This is a genomic window from Gordonia sp. HS-NH1 (assembly GCF_001418765.1).
Lineage (GTDB): Bacteria > Actinomycetota > Actinomycetes > Mycobacteriales > Mycobacteriaceae > Gordonia.
The window spans coordinates 275,765-290,931 of sequence record NZ_LIYC01000002.1 but is presented as its reverse complement, the minus strand read 5'-3'; the positions used below and the strand labels follow the sequence as shown (position 1 = coordinate 290,931).

Below are 15,167 nucleotides of genomic sequence, written 5' to 3'. Positions count from 1 at the left end.
TGAAGCTGGCGTCCATGCAGATCCTGGATTCGGGTCCACAGGGCCCCCACGACCCGTCGACGCTGCTCACCTCCATCCCCGCGCGTCTCGGCTTCCTCCCGGAGCGGTCGATCATCGTGATCGCGTTCGCCGCCGATCGCACCGTGAACGCGACCATGCGACACGACCTCGTGCTCGAGGCCGACGGCAGCCCGACCCGGGAACTCGTCGCCGTCCTCGCCGGACTGGGCGAGATCACGTCCACCTACGGCGTCGAGGAGATCGTGGTCGTGATCGCCGATGACCGGTACCCCGTCGACGATCACCGCTATCGCCGAATCCTGGCGATGAGCGACCGGTACTTCGGCGAGGTCGGCGGGGTCGCGGCCGGATTCGGACTGGCGGCGTTCGACGCCGGTGCCCGGTGGACGACCATCTGGTGCCCGGAGGATCGGGCCTGGTCTGTCGTCGTGTCCTCGGAAGCGGCCGGATGTCTCGCCGACCCGCACACATCCCCGACGGCGATCGCGGAAGCCGTGCGCTCGGGCCGACGAATCCTCACCCGGCGCTCGGAGATGCGGTCCATGCTCGAACCGCTGGACTCCGAGTGCGGCCCATCGCGTCCGCGGCCGGATTGTCATCACTGCCGCGGCCACGATCTCGACGAGACCGATCGCGGCCGGCCCGACCCCGGTCCCGAGGACATCGAGGAGTCCGCACGGGCGCTGGATCTGGTGATCGGCGCGGTGCTCGGCGCGGACCGGCCGCTGGACTGCGCAGAACTGGACCGGCTGGAGCGGGCCATCCTCCGCCCCGACGTGCGCGACGCCGCACTCGCCCTGTCCGTCACCGAACTCCGGGGCGCGGCCGAACGCCTGTGGCGAGAACTGACCCGGCGCTTGAGTGGGCGCGGAAGGGCAGCTGCCGCAACACTTCTCGCGCATCTGCACTACATCGGCGGGGACGGCGCCTACGCCGGTGTCGCACTCGACGTCGCGCTCGGGTGCGCGGAACCCGGAACGCTGGCCAGGCTGCTGGACACCGCCCTCCGAGCAGGCGTACGCCCGGCCAGGCTGTGGGGCACGATCGACAAGTCGTATGACGCAGCGAAGCGACTCGGCGTCGTCATCCCGGCGGTGACGCTGCGCACCGCCGGGTGACGGTCAGACCTTCACCGTGTCAGACCTTCGCTGTGTCAGACCTTCTCGACCACCCGCTCGACGAACAACGAGTGCGCCATCTCGGGTGAGAGCTCGAGGCCGTCGTGACCGGGTGTGTCGATGGTGATCGTGCCGGCCGTGTTCGACACCGTCACGCGGGCGTTGGGAACCACGCCCGCCTCACGAAGCGCGGCGATGAGTTCGGTGTCGGACTGCGCGTGCTCCGACAGCCGGCGCACGATCACCGGCACCGTCTCACCCGGCGGGAGGTCGGCGAGGCGGGTGGCGCCGTCGTCGGAACTCGACGCCTCCACTCCCAGAAGTTCCAGGCCCGGGATCGGGTTGCCGTAGGGCGACGTCGTCGGGTATTCCAGCACGGCGAGCAGTCGACGTTCGACGTTCTCGCTCATCACGTGCTCCCAGCGGCACGCCTCCTCGTGGACCTGGTCCCAGGGCATCCCGATCACGTCGACCAGGAGGCGCTCGGCCAGGCGATGCTTGCGCATCACCGCGACCGCGAGCGAGCGGCCGCGATCGGTCAGTTCGAGGTGCCGGTCTCCGGCGACGCGCAGAAGCCCGTCGCGTTCCATCCGGGCAACGGTCTGCGAGACGGTGGGACCGGACTGGTCCAGCCGTTCGGCGATGCGCGCCCGCAGCGGCACGATGCCTTCTTCTTCGAGATCGTAGATCGTTCGCAAGTACATCTCGGTGGTGTCAACCAGGTCGTTCACTATGCGCAATCCCTTTCGTCCCCGCCAAGATTACCCTGTTTGCGGGCGGTGACCGCGATCTCACCGCGGCCGTGGGCCCGCGGGTGCGATATGGCGCGGGCCCGCCCGTGTCCGACGCGACATCCGTGGCCGCTGCGCGAGGTGTACCACTAGCCTGAGGTCGTGATCAACACTACGAGTGCCCGATGACGACAGCTGTCATCTGGAGCGAGGACTTCCTGTCCTATCGCTGGGCCCACACGCACCCGATGAACCCGGTCCGACTCGCCCTCACGATGACCCTCGCGCAGAGTCTCGGTGTCCTCGACGGCGTCGAGACGGTCCCGCCGCAGGTCATCGACGACGACGCGCTGACCGTCGTGCACAGCCGCGACTACATCGACGCGGTGCGCGCTGTCGGGTCCGGGACGGCGTCGTTGTCGGGTCCGCTGCTCGAGCGTCTGTTCGGGCTCGGCGATGCCGACAACCCGGTCTTCGACGGCATGCACGAGGCCGCGCGGCTGCTCGTCGGTGGCACGCTCGCCGCGGCGCAGACGGTGGTCTCGGGTGCTGCGACGCGCGCGGTCAACATCGGTGGCGGCATGCATCACGCGATGCGCTCGCGCGCCGCCGGATTCTGCATCTACAACGACTGCGCCATCGCGATCAGGTATCTGCTCGACCACGGATACGACCGCATCGCATACATCGATGTCGACGCCCACCACGGCGACGGCGTCCAGGTCGAGTTCGCGGCCGACCCGCGCGTGATGACGGTGTCGCTGCACCAGCACCCGGCCACCCTGTGGCCGGGCACCGGATGGCCGACGGAGGTGGGTGACGGCGACGCGGCGGGCAGTGCGGTCAACCTGGCCCTCATGCCCAACACCGAGGACCGGCTGTGGCTGCGCGCCTTCCACGCCGTGGTGCCGTCGCTCGTCGCCGAGTTCCGGCCGCAGATCATCGTCAGCCAGTGCGGCGCCGACAGCCACCGGGCCGATCCGCTGACCGACCTGTCGCTCACCGTCGACGGCCAGCGCGCGGCGATGATCGCCATGCGCAACCTGGCCGACAAATACTGTGAGGGTCGCTGGATCGCGGTCGGCGGCGGTGGCTACGGCGTGGTGAACGTGGTGCCGCGCAGCTGGACGCACCTGCTGGGGGTCGCCCTCGACCGCGAGGTGGACGTATCGTCGGTCATCGATGAATCCTGGTGTGCCACGGCCGAACAGATCTCCGAGCAGGTTCACTCCGACTATGCCGCCCCGCCGGTTCGGGTCATGGGTGACGGGGGCATCGTCGACTACCAGCCGTGGGCGGGCGACGCCGGCCAGGAGCCACCAGAGGGCGTCGCGGCCAACGCCCAACGCCAGACCGACCGCGCGATCCTCGCCACCCGGCGCGCGGTGTACCCGCTCCATGGTCTCGACCCGGAGGATCCTCGTGACTGACGACGCCACCACCGCAGCATCGGACACCACCGGCGCGGTCGCCGACCAACCTGAGCCGCGCAGCCCCTGGGACTACCCGCGGCACTGGATCGCCGACGTGCTGGCCTCCGACGGCGGCGTGGTGCACCTGCGGCCGATCGTGCCCGACGACGCCGACCGTATCGTGGCGTTCCACTCCAAGCTCTCGGAGCGAACGCGCTACATGCGCTATTTCGGTCCGACACCCACACTGCCGCCGCGCGAGGTGGCGCGGATGACGACCGTCGACCACCAGCAGCGGGTCGCCATCGTCGCCGAACTCGGCGGCGAGATCATCGCGGTCGGCATCTACGAAGGACTCGGCTTCGACGGGAAACCCGAATCGGCCGAGGTGGCGTTCGTCGTCGCCGACGAACACCAGGGCCGCGGCCTCGGACCGATCCTGCTCGAACATCTCGCCGGGGCGGCCGCGGAGAACGGCTTCGCCCGCTTCGAGGCCGAGGTCCTCAGCGAGAACCCGAACATGGTCGCCGTCTTCCGAGACGCCGGGTATCAGCTCGCGCGCAGCTTCGACGGCTCGACCGTGCACGTCGAGTTCCTCATCGACCCGACCGAGGCGCTGCTGTCGGTGCGCAACGCCCGGGAACGCGCCTCGGAGGCCCGCAGCGTCGCGAACCTGCTGCGTCCGACCTCGGTTGCGGTCATCGGCGCCTCGACGGACCCGAACAAGGTCGGCAATGCGCTGCTGGCGAACATCATCGCCGGAGGTTTCACCGGACCGGTGTTCCCGGTCAACGGTCCCGCCCGGGTGGCGGAGGACGAGCCCGAGCGGGGGAGGCGCGGGCCCGGTCGTGAACCGTTGCCGGCGCGTCGCCGCACCCGCGAACGACCGCCGTCGGTGCGTGGCATCAGGGCGTACGAGACGGTGCGCGACATCCCCGACCCCGTCGACCTCGCGGTGGTCGCGGTGCCCGCCGCCCGGGTCGACGACGTGCTCGACGACTGCCTGGTCAAGGGCGTGCGCACGCTCGTCGTGGTGTCGTCGGGTTTCGGTGAGTCCGGCGAGGAGGAGGGGCTCGAGAACGAGCGCCGGCTCGTCGCCCAGGTCCGCGAACACGGAATGCGTCTGGTCGGGCCGAATGCGCTGGGAGTGGCGAACAACGACCCGACGGTCGCACTCAACGCGACCCTGGCCCCACGAATCCCGGGTGCCGGGCGGGTCGGATTCTTCTGCCAGTCCGGCGCGCTCGGGATCGCGATCCTCGACACCGCGGCACGGCGCCAGATCGGACTGTCGACGTTCGCCTCGGCCGGCAACCGCGCGGACGTCTCCGGCAACGACCTGTTGCAGTACTGGGACACCGACGCCACCACCGACGTCATCCTGCTCTACCTCGAGAGCTTCGGTAATCCGCGTAAGTTCTCCCGGATCTCGCGGCGGGTCTCGCGCTCGAAGCCGATCATCGCCGTCAAGTCCGGCCGTGGTGCGATGACACCGGTCCGCGCGGCGCGTTCGGCGGCCACCCTCGACGATCAGATCGCCCGGATGATGCTCGAACAGGCCGGCGTGATCCAGGTCGACACGATCCCCGAGCTGTTCGACTGCGCGGCCGTGTTCGCCTATCAGCCGCTTCCGCGCGGGCCGCGCGTCCGCATCATCGGCAACTCCTCGGTGCTCGGCAGCCTGGCCGCGGACACCGCGCGCAACGGAGGCCTCGAGGTCGTCGACACCGTCGATCTCGGCGCCGGTGCCTCCGAGGAGGAGTTCGAGTCGACGGTGTCGGCGGCGATGGCCGATCCGGGTGTCGACGCGATCATCGTCGTCTTCGTGCCGCCGGTCGCGGTCGGCGCCGACTGGCACGCGCGGGCACTCATGGCGGCGGCGAACACGCCCGACGCCGATGCCGACAAGCCGATCGTCACGACCTTCCTCGCAGTCGACGGCATTCCGCCGGGCCTGACCAGGCCGGGGCCGGGCGGCATGCCGACGAAGGGCTCGATCCCGTCGTACGGCTCGCCCGAGCGCGCCGCGGCCTCGCTGGCCCGTGCCTGGCAGTACGCCCGGTGGCGGCTGAGGCCGGAGTCCGTCGTCCACCGCCCCGAGGGCACCGATCCCGAGGCGGCGCGGACGTTCGTGCGTGAGGCCATGGCGGGTGAGGGTGCCGTGGATCGACCGGTCGAGCGGTTGCTCGGACATGTGGAGTCGGCGAAGCTGTTGCGCTGGTACGGGATCGACGTGGTCCCGTTCCGCGAGGTGACCACGATGCACGAGGCATCCGCGGCGGCCCGTGAACTCGGGCTGCCGGTGGCGGTGAAGGCGACGTCGGACAAGTGGCGCGGTCGTCTCGACCGCGAGGGCGCGCGCCTGGACCTACCCGACGCGACGACGGTGGTGACGGCGTTCGCCGAACTGACCGAACTCACCGGCGACCGCGTGCTGCACGTGCAGAAGATGGCGCCGAAGGGCGTCGGTACGGTCATCCGGGTGCGCGACGATCCGTCGTTCGGTTCGGTGATGTCGTTCGGTCTGTCCGGGCGGACCTTTGACCTGCTGGGCGACCACGGTTACCGCGCCGTCCCGCTGTCCGAACTCGATGCACGGGAACTGATCGAGGAGCCGCGTTCGGCACCGCTGCTGTCGGGCTACCGCGGGGAGGAGCCCGCCGACAAGGAGGCGCTCGCCGATCTGCTGCTGCGCATCTCGACGCTCACCGACGACATCCCGGAGGTCCGCGAGGTGGTCTGCGATCCGATCCTGGCCTCGGTCGACGGCGCGGCCGTTCTCAATGCCCGGATACGCGTGGGCCCGGTGCCCGACAGGCGGGACACCGGACCCAGGCGACTCGGGTGACCGAGTGGACTCAGTGAAGGAGGCGGCGGAGCGTGCGGGAACGCTCAGCTGGCGTAGGCGCGCAGGCGCTCGGCACGGTCGCCGTGGCGGAGCTTGCCCATGACCTCGCGCTCGATCTGACGCACGCGCTCGCGCGACAGCCCGAACATGCGGCCGATCTGATCCAGGGTGCGCGGCTGGCCGTCGTCGAGGCCGTAGCGCATCCGGATGACCTGCTGCTCACGCTCGTCCAGCGTCGCCAGGACGGCGCGGATGTCGGAGTGCAACAGGCCGGCGATGACGGCGTTCTCGGCGGAGGTGGCCTCGGCGTCCTCGATGAAATCGCCCAGGGGAGCTTCCTCGTCGCTGCCCACCGGCATGTCGAGGCTCACCGGATCGCGGCTGTGGTCGAGCAGATCGGCGATCTTCTCCGCGGGGATGCCCGATTCGTTGGCCAACTCGTCGTCGGTCGCTTCGCGGCCGAGCTGCTGGTGCAGCTCGCGCTTGATGCGGGCCAGTTTGTTGACCTGCTCCACGAGATGGACGGGGAGCCGGATCGTGCGGCTCTGGTCCGCCATTCCGCGGGTGATCGCCTGACGAATCCACCAGGTGGCGTAGGTCGAGAACTTGAAGCCCTTGGCGTAGTCGAACTTCTCCATCGCCCGGATCAGACCGAGGTTGCCCTCCTGGATCAGGTCGAGGAGAGGCATGCCGCGGCCGGTGTAGCGCTTGGCCAGCGACACGACCAGGCGGAGGTTCGCCTCGAGCAGGTGGGCCCGGGCGGCCTCGCCTTCACGGACGATGACCGCGAGGTCACGCTTCTTGGCTGCGGACAGCCGCTTCTTGTTGGCCAGAACGTGTTTGGCGTAGAGCCCGGCCTCGATCTGCTTGGCGAGTTCGACCTCCTGCTCCGCGTTGAGAAGGGCGGTGCGACCGATTCCGTTCAGATAGACACGGACCAGATCCGCCGCTGGAGACTGGGCGTCGAGATCCTGTTCGGTCATCGCCGGCCGAGTACCCGGAGGGGTGACTTCGGCGAAACCTTTGGTCGGGGTCGAACGTGCAACTGTCGAGCGTGACATGCGGCCTCCTGACTTGAGTGCGTTCACTGGGTCCAACGCCCTTGTGTGGGCGATAGTTCCCGAGAGTGGTTCGGAGCAAACCTCGCCGAGGCTTGGTGACCTGCGCATTCTTTTTCGCGACTCGACAACCGGCTGAGAAGTTGCTGAGATGTCGCGCGCGAAGGAACCGGCGCGAGATGGCCGGGGTGGCGGTGACGGACCTGTCGGTCGCGAACGCGTGGAGGCGGCGTCGTGTCAGGCGCGGGGATCGTCGGGGTCGACGACCTGTCCATCGACGGTGCGGGACAGCTGCTGATCGGTGTCGGTGAGGGCCGGTGGGCCCACGACGTGGTGGTCGGCGCCGTACTTGTACTGCGGGACCTCGCCGCGTTTGCGCGGCGGACGGTCGTTGGCGATCAGGACCGCGGCCCACGGCAGCGGGATGGAGATCGCGACGATCGCCAGCGCCAGGAGTCCGGACCCGGTGATCCCGTAGGCGACCCCGGCGATCAGGAGTGCCGGGACACGGAAAGCCATGAGGAACAGGTACTTCCGCACGCGCGCCCGGTGCTGGGCCTCCAGCGAGTCCGATGCGTCGGTGATCAGGTAGGTCTCCGCGCCGGAGCGTTTCGACACGGGGTGGCCGTGCTCGTCGCCGTGCGGTGACGTGCTGCTGTGGCCGTACTGACCGCGACCGGTCTCACCCATGGATTCCCTTTGTTCGAACACTCTCTCCACTGTCCCACTTTCGATGTGGGATTGCACCCGCCGCCGGGAGCGGAGCGAGCGGGGCAGATTGGACCCGCCGCGATTCTCGACTCCGGTGTTCCGTCGCGCGGCCGTTGACGCACAATGTAGGTATGGGAACCGAAACCATCGAACGCCCGGACCTCGACGAATGGTCCGACACCAAGACCGACGAGCGTCCCGATGCCGACGCGACCGATCGGGATGACGACGACCGCCCCAAGTTCTTCCACTACGTGAAGAAGAACAAGATCGCCGAGAGTGCGGTCATGGGAAACCACGTCGTCGCCCTCTGCGGCGAGACCTTCCCGGTGACGCGGTCGGCCAAGCCCGGGTCTCCGGTGTGCCCGAAGTGCAAGAAGATCTACAGCAAGATGCGTAAGTAGCGGCTGCCCGCACGTGCCGACGCGGTTGGCCGGTCCCGGTACCGGTCAGCCGCGTTCGCGTTCCCGGGGATGTCTGCGGATCGGACCGGAGGACAGCCGGTCGGGCAGGGTCCGGAGTTGTCCGGTGAAGTCCGAGGTCTGCGAATTCACCCAGTGCCGCACCTGGGTAGTGGTCGATGCCTTCGCCGGCCAGAACTGTTGCACGGCGGCGTTGAACTCGGCGCCGATCACGATGCCGAATCCCAGCGAGAACGTGAAGAGCAGGAAGGCGATCGGGGTGGCCAGCGCTCCGTAGGACACCCCGGCCTCGGTGATCTTGGTCAGGTAGATACGCAGCAGGTAACTCGCGAGCCAGAAGAACACGCCCGCCACGACGGCGCCGCCGATCAGCCGGTGCCACGGCAGGGGATTGGGCAGCGCGAGGTGGTAGAGCGTCGTCAGGACGAACAGCAGCAGCACGGCGACGAACGGGAAGTAGCCGTAGTCGATGAGGGTGGTGACGAAGGAACCCCACGACTCCGGCACGATCGCCCGGAGGTAGTTCGGTCCGAGCGCGACGAGGGGGAGCAGGAACACCGCCACGCTCAGGAATCCGACGTAGAGGAACAGTGCGAAGAACCGCTGCCACACCGGATTCCGGACCTCGTGCTGGTCGTGGGCGTGGGCGATCGAGGCGATGAAGCACGAGACGGCCGACGATCCCGCCCACAGCGACAGGACGAAACCGACCGACATCAGGCCGATCCGGCCGCGTCCGAGCACGCTGTCGACCGTGGGGGTGATCAGATCGTCGACGACGGTCGGGGTGAAGGTCCGGTCGGCGAAGTCGACGATGCGGGCGTAGACGACGTCGACGGTGTCGGGGCCGAACCAACCGGCCACGTATCCGACCGAACCGAGCAGCCCGAGCAGCAGCGGTGGCAGCGACAGCGCCTGCCAGAACGCGGCCTGGGCGGCCCAGCCGATGATCCCGTCGTCCCATGACTTGACGATGGTGCGCCAGATCACGCGATGGATGTTCGGAAGTACCGGCAGTGCGGGCCCGGTCGAGGCCTCGGCCCGTACCGGGTCGTCGTTTCCCGGCTTCTGCGGATGATCCGCGTCGTGGAGCACCTCGACGTCGCCGGATGCCGGGGCGGCTCGTGGCGCAGCGCGCAGGGGTTCGGTCGCGGTGTCGTCGAGCGGGGCGGTGATCGCCGCGGACAAGGGCGCGGGCGGCGGCACCGGGCGCAGGCTCGGCGCAGCCACCGACGACGTGTCGTCGGCCAGCGGGACCGGATTCCTCTTGCGCGTTGTGATGAGTTCAATATCCCTGATCGGAGGGGCAGTTGGGTACTCGGGTCACCAGGCGAGTCGTTCGGATCGCCCACGAGGGGCGGCTTCCGGGACCATCTCGGCCCGATGTCGGGATGCGGGAGCTGTCGCCCGTCGGCGGTACCATTGGCGGGTCCCCTTGGGCGCGGGTCCCGCACGCGAGGGGTCATTTCATGTCCGGCAGTATCCGCACCCGTGGAGGAGCAGCACAGAAGGTGACGTCAGCCGAACCCTCCGCCAGCAGCCCGTCCGGGTCCGCGAGTGCCGGACCCACATTCCAGCTCCGCGCCTGGCAGCGTCGTGCGCTGACCAAGTACCTGACGCAGAAGCCGAAGGACTTCCTCGCCGTGGCGACCCCCGGCGCGGGAAAGACGACGTTCGGTCTGCGCATCGCCCGCGAACTCCTCGACGACCGCACCGTCGACAAGATCACCGTCGTGGCGCCGACCGAGCATCTGAAGCACCAGTGGGCCGAGGCCGCGGCGCGGGTCGGGATCGCACTCGATTCCCGTTTCACCAACGCCGCCGGACAGACCAGCACGGACTTCCATGGCGTCGTGGTCACCTACGCACAGGTGGCCGCCCATCCGGCTCGGCATCGGGTGCGCACCGAGAACTACCGCACCCTGGTCATCCTCGACGAGATCCACCACGGCGGCGACGCCAAGTCCTGGGGTGAGGCGATCCGCGAGGCCTTCGACGACGCGGAGCGCCGGTTGCTGCTGACGGGTACACCGTTCCGCTCCGACGACTCGCCGATCCCGTTCGTCACCTACGAACCGGAGGCCGGTGGGCACCAGCGGTCCAAGGCCGACCACACGTACGGCTACGCCGACGCCCTGAAGGACGGCGTCGTCCGCCCGGTGGTGTTCCTCGCCTACTCCGGCGAGGCCAGCTGGCGGGACAGCGCGGGCGAGGAGTACACCGCGCGTCTGGGCGAACCGCTCTCGGCCGAGCACACCACCCGCGCCTGGCGCACCGCCCTCGATGCGCACGGCGATTGGATTCCGGCGGTGCTCACGGCCGCGCACACCCGCCTCGGCCAGCTGCGCGCGACCGGCACGCCGGACGCGGGCGGCCTGGTCATCGCCACCGATCAGACCGCGGCCCGCGACTACGCCGAACTCCTCACCGCCATCACCGGCAAAGAACCCACGCTGGTGCTCTCCGACGACCCGAAGTCGTCGTCGCGGATCGGCCAGTTCGCCGCGTCCACCGACGAGTGGATGGTCGCGGTCCGCATGGTGTCCGAAGGTGTCGACGTGCCGCGCCTGGCCGTGGGCGTGTACGCCACGAGCTCGTCGACGCCGCTGTTCTTCGCGCAGGCCATCGGCCGCTTCGTGCGGTCGCGTCGTCCGGGTGAGACCGCGAGCGTCTTCTTGCCGTCGGTACCGGTGCTGCTCGACCTGGCCAGCCAGATGGAGGTCGAGCGCGACCACGTGCTCGGCAAGCCGCACCGCGAGAGCGACGGCCTCGACGACCAGTTGCTGATCGATGCCAACAAGCAGGAGGACGAGCCGGGGGAGGACGAGCCGAAGTTCCAGTCGCTCCATGCCGACGCCGAACTCGATCAGGTGATCTTCGACGGCACGTCGTTCGGCACGGCGACGTTCGCGGGCAGCGATGAGGAATCGGACTATCTGGGTCTGCCCGGACTGCTCGACGCCGATCAGGTGCGCGCGCTCCTGCGTAAACGGCAGGAGGATCAGGTCACGGCGCGGACGGCCGCCGCGTCGACCTCGGACTCGTCGGCGAGCTCAGCCCAGCCGACCCCGGGCCGGCCCCCGGGGACGACCGGCGAGAACCTGCATGCCCTGCGCAAGGAACTGAACACCCTCGTCGCGATGCATCACCATCGCACGGGCAAGCCGCACGGCATGGTGCACAACGAGCTACGGACCCGGCTGGGCGGACCGCCGACCGCGATGGCGAGCGCCGAGCAGCTCAAGGAACGGATCGCCGCACTGCGCGAGTGGCGCTGACACGACAGAGCCCGGCCGGATGATTCCGGCCGGGCTCTGTGCGTTGGAACGCCCGTGTCAGATCGTCGGAGGTGTCAGACCAACTCGCCGGCGGACTCGACGACGGTGGCGCTCAGCTCGACGAGACGGGCTTCGTGCTCATTGAAGTGGTGGCGGCAGAAGAGAAGTTCGCCGCCCTTGGGCAGGACGGCCCGTACCTTGGCTGCAGCGCCGCAGCGATCGCAGCGATCGGCGGCTGTGAGCGGCAGGTAGATCGGGGCTGTGGTGGCGATGTCAGTCATGGTTGTCGTTCCTCCGTCCCGGTCCGGCGCCGGTGTCCGGTCGCCTTCCCTTCGAGCCGACACATCCGGGCGATGCGTCAACCTCACTCTGTCAGACGCTCGAGGCGTTCGTATTGTTCCGGGGGTGCGCTCGGTGTGTCGTCACTCACCGTTTACATCGCGCAACAACTGAACAACGAATGCCTGAACGCAATGCGACCCGGCCATGGGGGCCGGGTCGCACCACTCTACGTGTTCTTCGCGGGTCGGGTCGGGCCGGTCAGCTCGTCCGGGTGGGGGAGTGCGTTCCGCTTGCGCCCCCATCGGGTTCGGCTGCGGACTCGGTGGCCGGGATGTCGGACGTCGACGCTGTCCCGGTGCCGGACCGGTCCGCGCCCTCGGCACCCACAAGTGCCTCTTCCTGCTCCTCGCGGAAGTGGGTGACGGCGTCCGAGGATTCGTTCTCACGGTCGCGCAGGTACTCGCGGAGCGAGTAGGCGAAGGCCGCGGCCCAGGCGATGGCGATCACGATGTAGAAGACGTTGCGCACCGAGGCCGGGGCATCGATGAAGTCGCTCTTCAACAGGCTGCGCGTGTTGGTGAGCACGATCAGGCCGCCGACCGAGGCGCCGAGCAGACGCGGCGGGATGTGGCGCACGAGCCATGCCGCGATCGGCGCGGCGATCACGCCGCCGACGAGGATGGCGCCGACCCACGCGAAGTTGATGCCCTGCGAACCGAGGCTGAACAGGAAGCCGAGGCTCGCGGCGACGGCGATGATGAACTCGCTCGTGTCGATCGAACCGATCACCTTGCGGGGTTCGAGGCGGCCGCTGGCCAGGATGGCCGGGGTGCCGACAGGTCCCCAGCCGCCGCCACCGGTGGCGTCGACGAATCCGGCGACGAACCCGAGGGGGCTCAGGAACCGCTTGCGCAGCGGCTTGCCGAGATTGTGGCGGGGAATGCCCTGGAAGGTGAACCGCACCAGGATGTAGAGGCCGAGCAGCAACAGGATCACGGCCATGACCGGCGCTGCGGTCTCGGTGGAGAGACTCGACAGGATCGTCGCGCCGAGGAATGCGCCGATGGCGCCCGGGATCGCGATCCGGCGCACGACCCGCCAGTCGACGTTGCCGAACTTCCAGTGCGAGACACCGGACACCAGCGTGGTGCCGATCTCGGCCAGGTGCACGGTGGCCGATGCGGCAGCCGGGTTGGTGCCGATGGCGAGTAGGAGGGTCGTGGTGGTGACGCCGTAAGCCATGCCGAGACTGCCGTCGACGAGCTGAGCAGCAAAGCCGACGAGGCCGATCAGGACAATCGTTCTCATAGGAGATCTTTCCGGGAAGTCACGCCGTCAGGGGCGTGGAGAGGCTGGGCGGACACGATGCGGCCGCGAGAGATGAAGCGCAGGGTGGGGACGCGGTGTCGGTCCCAGGACGGGTTGGGTCGCGTCACCGACACAGCATCGAGGCCGTACGCAGCAGGTCAACGGCGGCGCGGCGCACCAGCATGGCGCCACGTCTGTTCCCGGTCACTGCGTAAGTCACCGCGTCATCTTATGTAGAGCCAGTTCGAAATCCGACTTCCCGGCCGTGTCGAAATCGTCGCGCGCAGAAACCTTGACAGATGTCGGGTGTGCGGCTAACCGCAGAAGCAGACGCCCCCGGCGCCTGGGAGGCGCCGGGGGCGTGTGTCTGCTGGTTGCGGAGTGCTAGTCCAGGTAGTCGCGCAGGACCTGCGAACGCGACGGGTGGCGCAACTTCGACATGGTCTTGGACTCGATCTGGCGGATGCGCTCCCGGGTCACCCCGTACACCTGCCCGATCTCGTCGAGGGTGCGGGGCTGCCCGTCGGTGAGACCGAAGCGCAGGCGGACGACACCCGCCTCACGCTCGGACAGCGTTTCCAGGACCGACTGCAGCTGGTCTTGTAGCAACGTGAAGCTGACCGCGTCGACCGCGACCACGGCTTCGGAGTCCTCGATGAAGTCACCGAGCTGGCTGTCGCCCTCGTCGCCGATGGTCTGGTCCAGCGAAATGGGCTCCCGGGCGTACTGCTGGATCTCCAGCACCTTCTCCGGAGTGATGTCCATTTCCTTGGCGAGCTCCTCGGGAGTCGGCTCGCGGCCGAGGTCCTGGAGAAGTTCGCGCTGGATGCGACCGAGCTTGTTGATGACCTCGACCATGTGCACCGGGATACGGATCGTGCGGGCCTGGTCGGCCATGGCCCGGGTGATCGCCTGACGGATCCACCAGGTGGCGTAGGTCGAGAACTTGTAACCCTTGGTGTAGTCGAACTTCTCGACCGCGCGGATCAGACCGAGGTTGCCCTCCTGGATCAGATCCAGGAACGCCATGCCGCGGCCGGTGTACCGCTTGGCCAGCGAGACGACGAGTCGGAGGTTCGCCTCGAGCAGGTGGTTCTTGGCGCGATTGCCGTCGCGCGAGATCCAGTTGAGGTCACGCTTCTGGGCGGTGCTCAGCTTCTCGCCGGCGTCCATGATGCGTCGGAGACGTTCGGTGGCGAACAGCCCCGCCTCGATCCGCTTGGCGAGCTCGACCTCTTCCTCGGCATTGAGGAGGGCGACCTTGCCGATCTGCTTCAGATACGCGCGGACGCTGTCGGCGGAGGCGGTGAGTTCGGCGTCCTTGCGCGCCTGGCGCAGAGCCTCCGACTCCTCCTCGTCCCACACGAAGTCGCCGGATTTGGCGGCGGCTGCCTCGTCCTTGGAGGCGGCCGCGGCGGTGGCGGGACCCGCGCCGGCGGCCGGGGTCTTCGCGGACTCCTCGTCGTCCGACTCGTCGTCGTCGACCTCCAGGTCTTCGATTTCGACGTCTTCGAGCTCCGCGTCGGGGCCGTCGATGTCGTCGATCGAGTCCGGGTCGTCGGGCTCGGCGCTCGGATCGTCGCCGGACCCCTCAGCGGAGGCGCCCTTCTTGGCGGCCTTCTTCGGCGCTGCCTTCTTGGTCGCCTTCTTCGCTGCTGCCTTTTTGGCGGGCGCCTTGCGGGCGGCGGTCTTCTTCGCAGCCTTCTTGGCGGTCCGCTTGGCCGGGGCGTCGGTCGCGGCGGGGGTCGACTCGGTCGACTCCTCGGCCTCTACATCACCCTGGTGGGTCGTGATGGCTGCCACGTACAACCTTTCGAACTGTCTTCTATGGTGTCGTCCGTCGTCTGTCACCAGACGTGACACGGCAGCACGAGCCGCCGTGGACGAGGTCTTGGTTTCTCGGTTGGAATGACCGGTGACGACCATTGTAACGACATCGCCGTGTCCGGTGTGTCAAAGACCTGGTCAATGCACGCGT

General features: G+C 68.6%; 12 protein-coding genes. 5 read left to right on the top strand and 7 right to left on the bottom strand.

Annotated elements, in window-relative coordinates:
* Positions 1-14 precede the first annotated feature (14 nt).
* Complete coding sequence (locus AMD30_RS03155; RefSeq protein ID WP_055474725.1) at positions 15-1,139, top strand: DUF4192 domain-containing protein; 1,125 nt, start codon at positions 15-17, stop codon at positions 1,137-1,139.
* Between the two features lie 35 nt (positions 1,140-1,174).
* Here AMD30_RS03155 and AMD30_RS03150 read toward each other — a convergent pair whose 3' ends face one another.
* Positions 1,175-1,870 (bottom strand): metal-dependent transcriptional regulator, encoded by a 696-nt coding sequence (locus tag AMD30_RS03150; RefSeq protein WP_010840872.1) that lies wholly within the window; start codon positions 1,868-1,870, stop codon positions 1,175-1,177.
* A 185-nt stretch (positions 1,871-2,055) separates the two neighbouring features.
* Here AMD30_RS03150 and AMD30_RS03145 point away from each other — a divergent pair, with 185 nt between their 5' ends.
* Entirely contained in the window at positions 2,056-3,300 is a 1,245-nt protein-coding gene (locus AMD30_RS03145; RefSeq protein WP_010840873.1) for an acetoin utilization protein AcuC, read from the top strand.
* Positions 3,293-6,130, top strand: a complete 2,838-nt coding sequence (locus AMD30_RS03140) for a bifunctional acetate--CoA ligase family protein/GNAT family N-acetyltransferase (RefSeq protein ID WP_156354133.1) — start codon at positions 3,293-3,295, stop codon at positions 6,128-6,130. Before AMD30_RS03145 ends, AMD30_RS03140 begins: the two co-directional genes overlap by 8 nt.
* Positions 6,131-6,174: 44 nt before the next feature.
* On the opposite strand, the gene AMD30_RS03135 is transcribed toward AMD30_RS03140, so the two are convergent.
* On the bottom strand, positions 6,175-7,113 hold the full coding sequence (locus tag AMD30_RS03135) for a sigma-70 family RNA polymerase sigma factor (protein ID WP_171011532.1): 939 nt from the start codon (positions 7,111-7,113) through the stop codon (positions 6,175-6,177).
* 312 nt (positions 7,114-7,425) lie between these two features.
* On the bottom strand, positions 7,426-7,878 hold the full coding sequence (locus AMD30_RS03130) for a DUF3099 domain-containing protein (RefSeq protein ID WP_055474676.1): 453 nt from the start codon (positions 7,876-7,878) through the stop codon (positions 7,426-7,428).
* Positions 7,879-8,030: 152 nt separating this feature from the next.
* On the opposite strand from AMD30_RS03130, the gene AMD30_RS03125 reads away from it, so the two are divergent.
* Positions 8,031-8,303 (top strand): DUF3039 domain-containing protein, encoded by a 273-nt coding sequence (locus AMD30_RS03125; RefSeq protein WP_010840877.1) that lies wholly within the window; start codon positions 8,031-8,033, stop codon positions 8,301-8,303.
* 45 nt (positions 8,304-8,348) lie between these two features.
* On the opposite strand, the gene AMD30_RS03120 is transcribed toward AMD30_RS03125, so the two are convergent.
* Positions 8,349-9,551, bottom strand: a complete 1,203-nt coding sequence (locus AMD30_RS03120; RefSeq protein ID WP_055474675.1) for a YihY/virulence factor BrkB family protein — start codon at positions 9,549-9,551, stop codon at positions 8,349-8,351.
* A 281-nt stretch (positions 9,552-9,832) separates the two neighbouring features.
* Between AMD30_RS03120 and AMD30_RS03115 the strand changes: the two genes are divergently transcribed.
* Positions 9,833-11,599 (top strand): DEAD/DEAH box helicase, encoded by a 1,767-nt coding sequence (locus tag AMD30_RS03115; protein WP_010840879.1) that lies wholly within the window; start codon positions 9,833-9,835, stop codon positions 11,597-11,599.
* Positions 11,600-11,673: 74 nt separating this feature from the next.
* Here the strand turns inward: AMD30_RS03115 and AMD30_RS03110 are convergent, their stop codons facing one another.
* The 3 genes from AMD30_RS03110 to AMD30_RS03100 form a co-directional block, all read right to left on the bottom strand.
* The gene (locus AMD30_RS03110) at positions 11,674-11,880 is read right to left on the bottom strand and encodes a DUF7455 domain-containing protein (protein ID WP_004018852.1); all 207 of its coding nucleotides are present in this window, start codon (positions 11,878-11,880) and stop codon (positions 11,674-11,676) included.
* 259 nt (positions 11,881-12,139) lie between these two features.
* A complete protein-coding gene (locus AMD30_RS03105; RefSeq protein ID WP_014926568.1) occupies positions 12,140-13,189 on the bottom strand; it encodes a sulfite exporter TauE/SafE family protein in 1,050 nt (349 codons plus the stop codon).
* Between the two features lie 384 nt (positions 13,190-13,573).
* A complete protein-coding gene (locus AMD30_RS03100) occupies positions 13,574-15,115 on the bottom strand; it encodes an RNA polymerase sigma factor (RefSeq protein ID WP_081637163.1) in 1,542 nt (513 codons plus the stop codon).
* Positions 15,116-15,167: the final 52 nt, after the last annotated feature.

What these genes read in the sequence shown, in the direction of transcription:
- AMD30_RS03110 (WP_004018852.1), bottom strand. Translation starts at nt 11,880, where the DNA reads ATGACTGACATCGCCACCACAGCCCCGATCTACCTGCCGCTCACAGCC.
- AMD30_RS03135 (WP_171011532.1), bottom strand. Translation starts at nt 7,113, where the DNA reads ATGACCGAACAGGATCTCGACGCCCAGTCTCCAGCGGCGGATCTGGTC.
- AMD30_RS03105 (WP_014926568.1), bottom strand. Translation starts at nt 13,189, where the DNA reads ATGAGAACGATTGTCCTGATCGGCCTCGTCGGCTTTGCTGCTCAGCTC.
- AMD30_RS03145 (WP_010840873.1), top strand. Translation starts at nt 2,056, where the DNA reads ATGACGACAGCTGTCATCTGGAGCGAGGACTTCCTGTCCTATCGCTGG.
- AMD30_RS03125 (WP_010840877.1), top strand. Translation starts at nt 8,031, where the DNA reads ATGGGAACCGAAACCATCGAACGCCCGGACCTCGACGAATGGTCCGAC.
- AMD30_RS03130 (WP_055474676.1), bottom strand. Translation starts at nt 7,878, where the DNA reads ATGGGTGAGACCGGTCGCGGTCAGTACGGCCACAGCAGCACGTCACCG.
- AMD30_RS03100 (WP_081637163.1), bottom strand. Translation starts at nt 15,115, where the DNA reads ATGGTCGTCACCGGTCATTCCAACCGAGAAACCAAGACCTCGTCCACG.
- AMD30_RS03155 (WP_055474725.1), top strand. Translation starts at nt 15, where the DNA reads ATGCAGATCCTGGATTCGGGTCCACAGGGCCCCCACGACCCGTCGACG.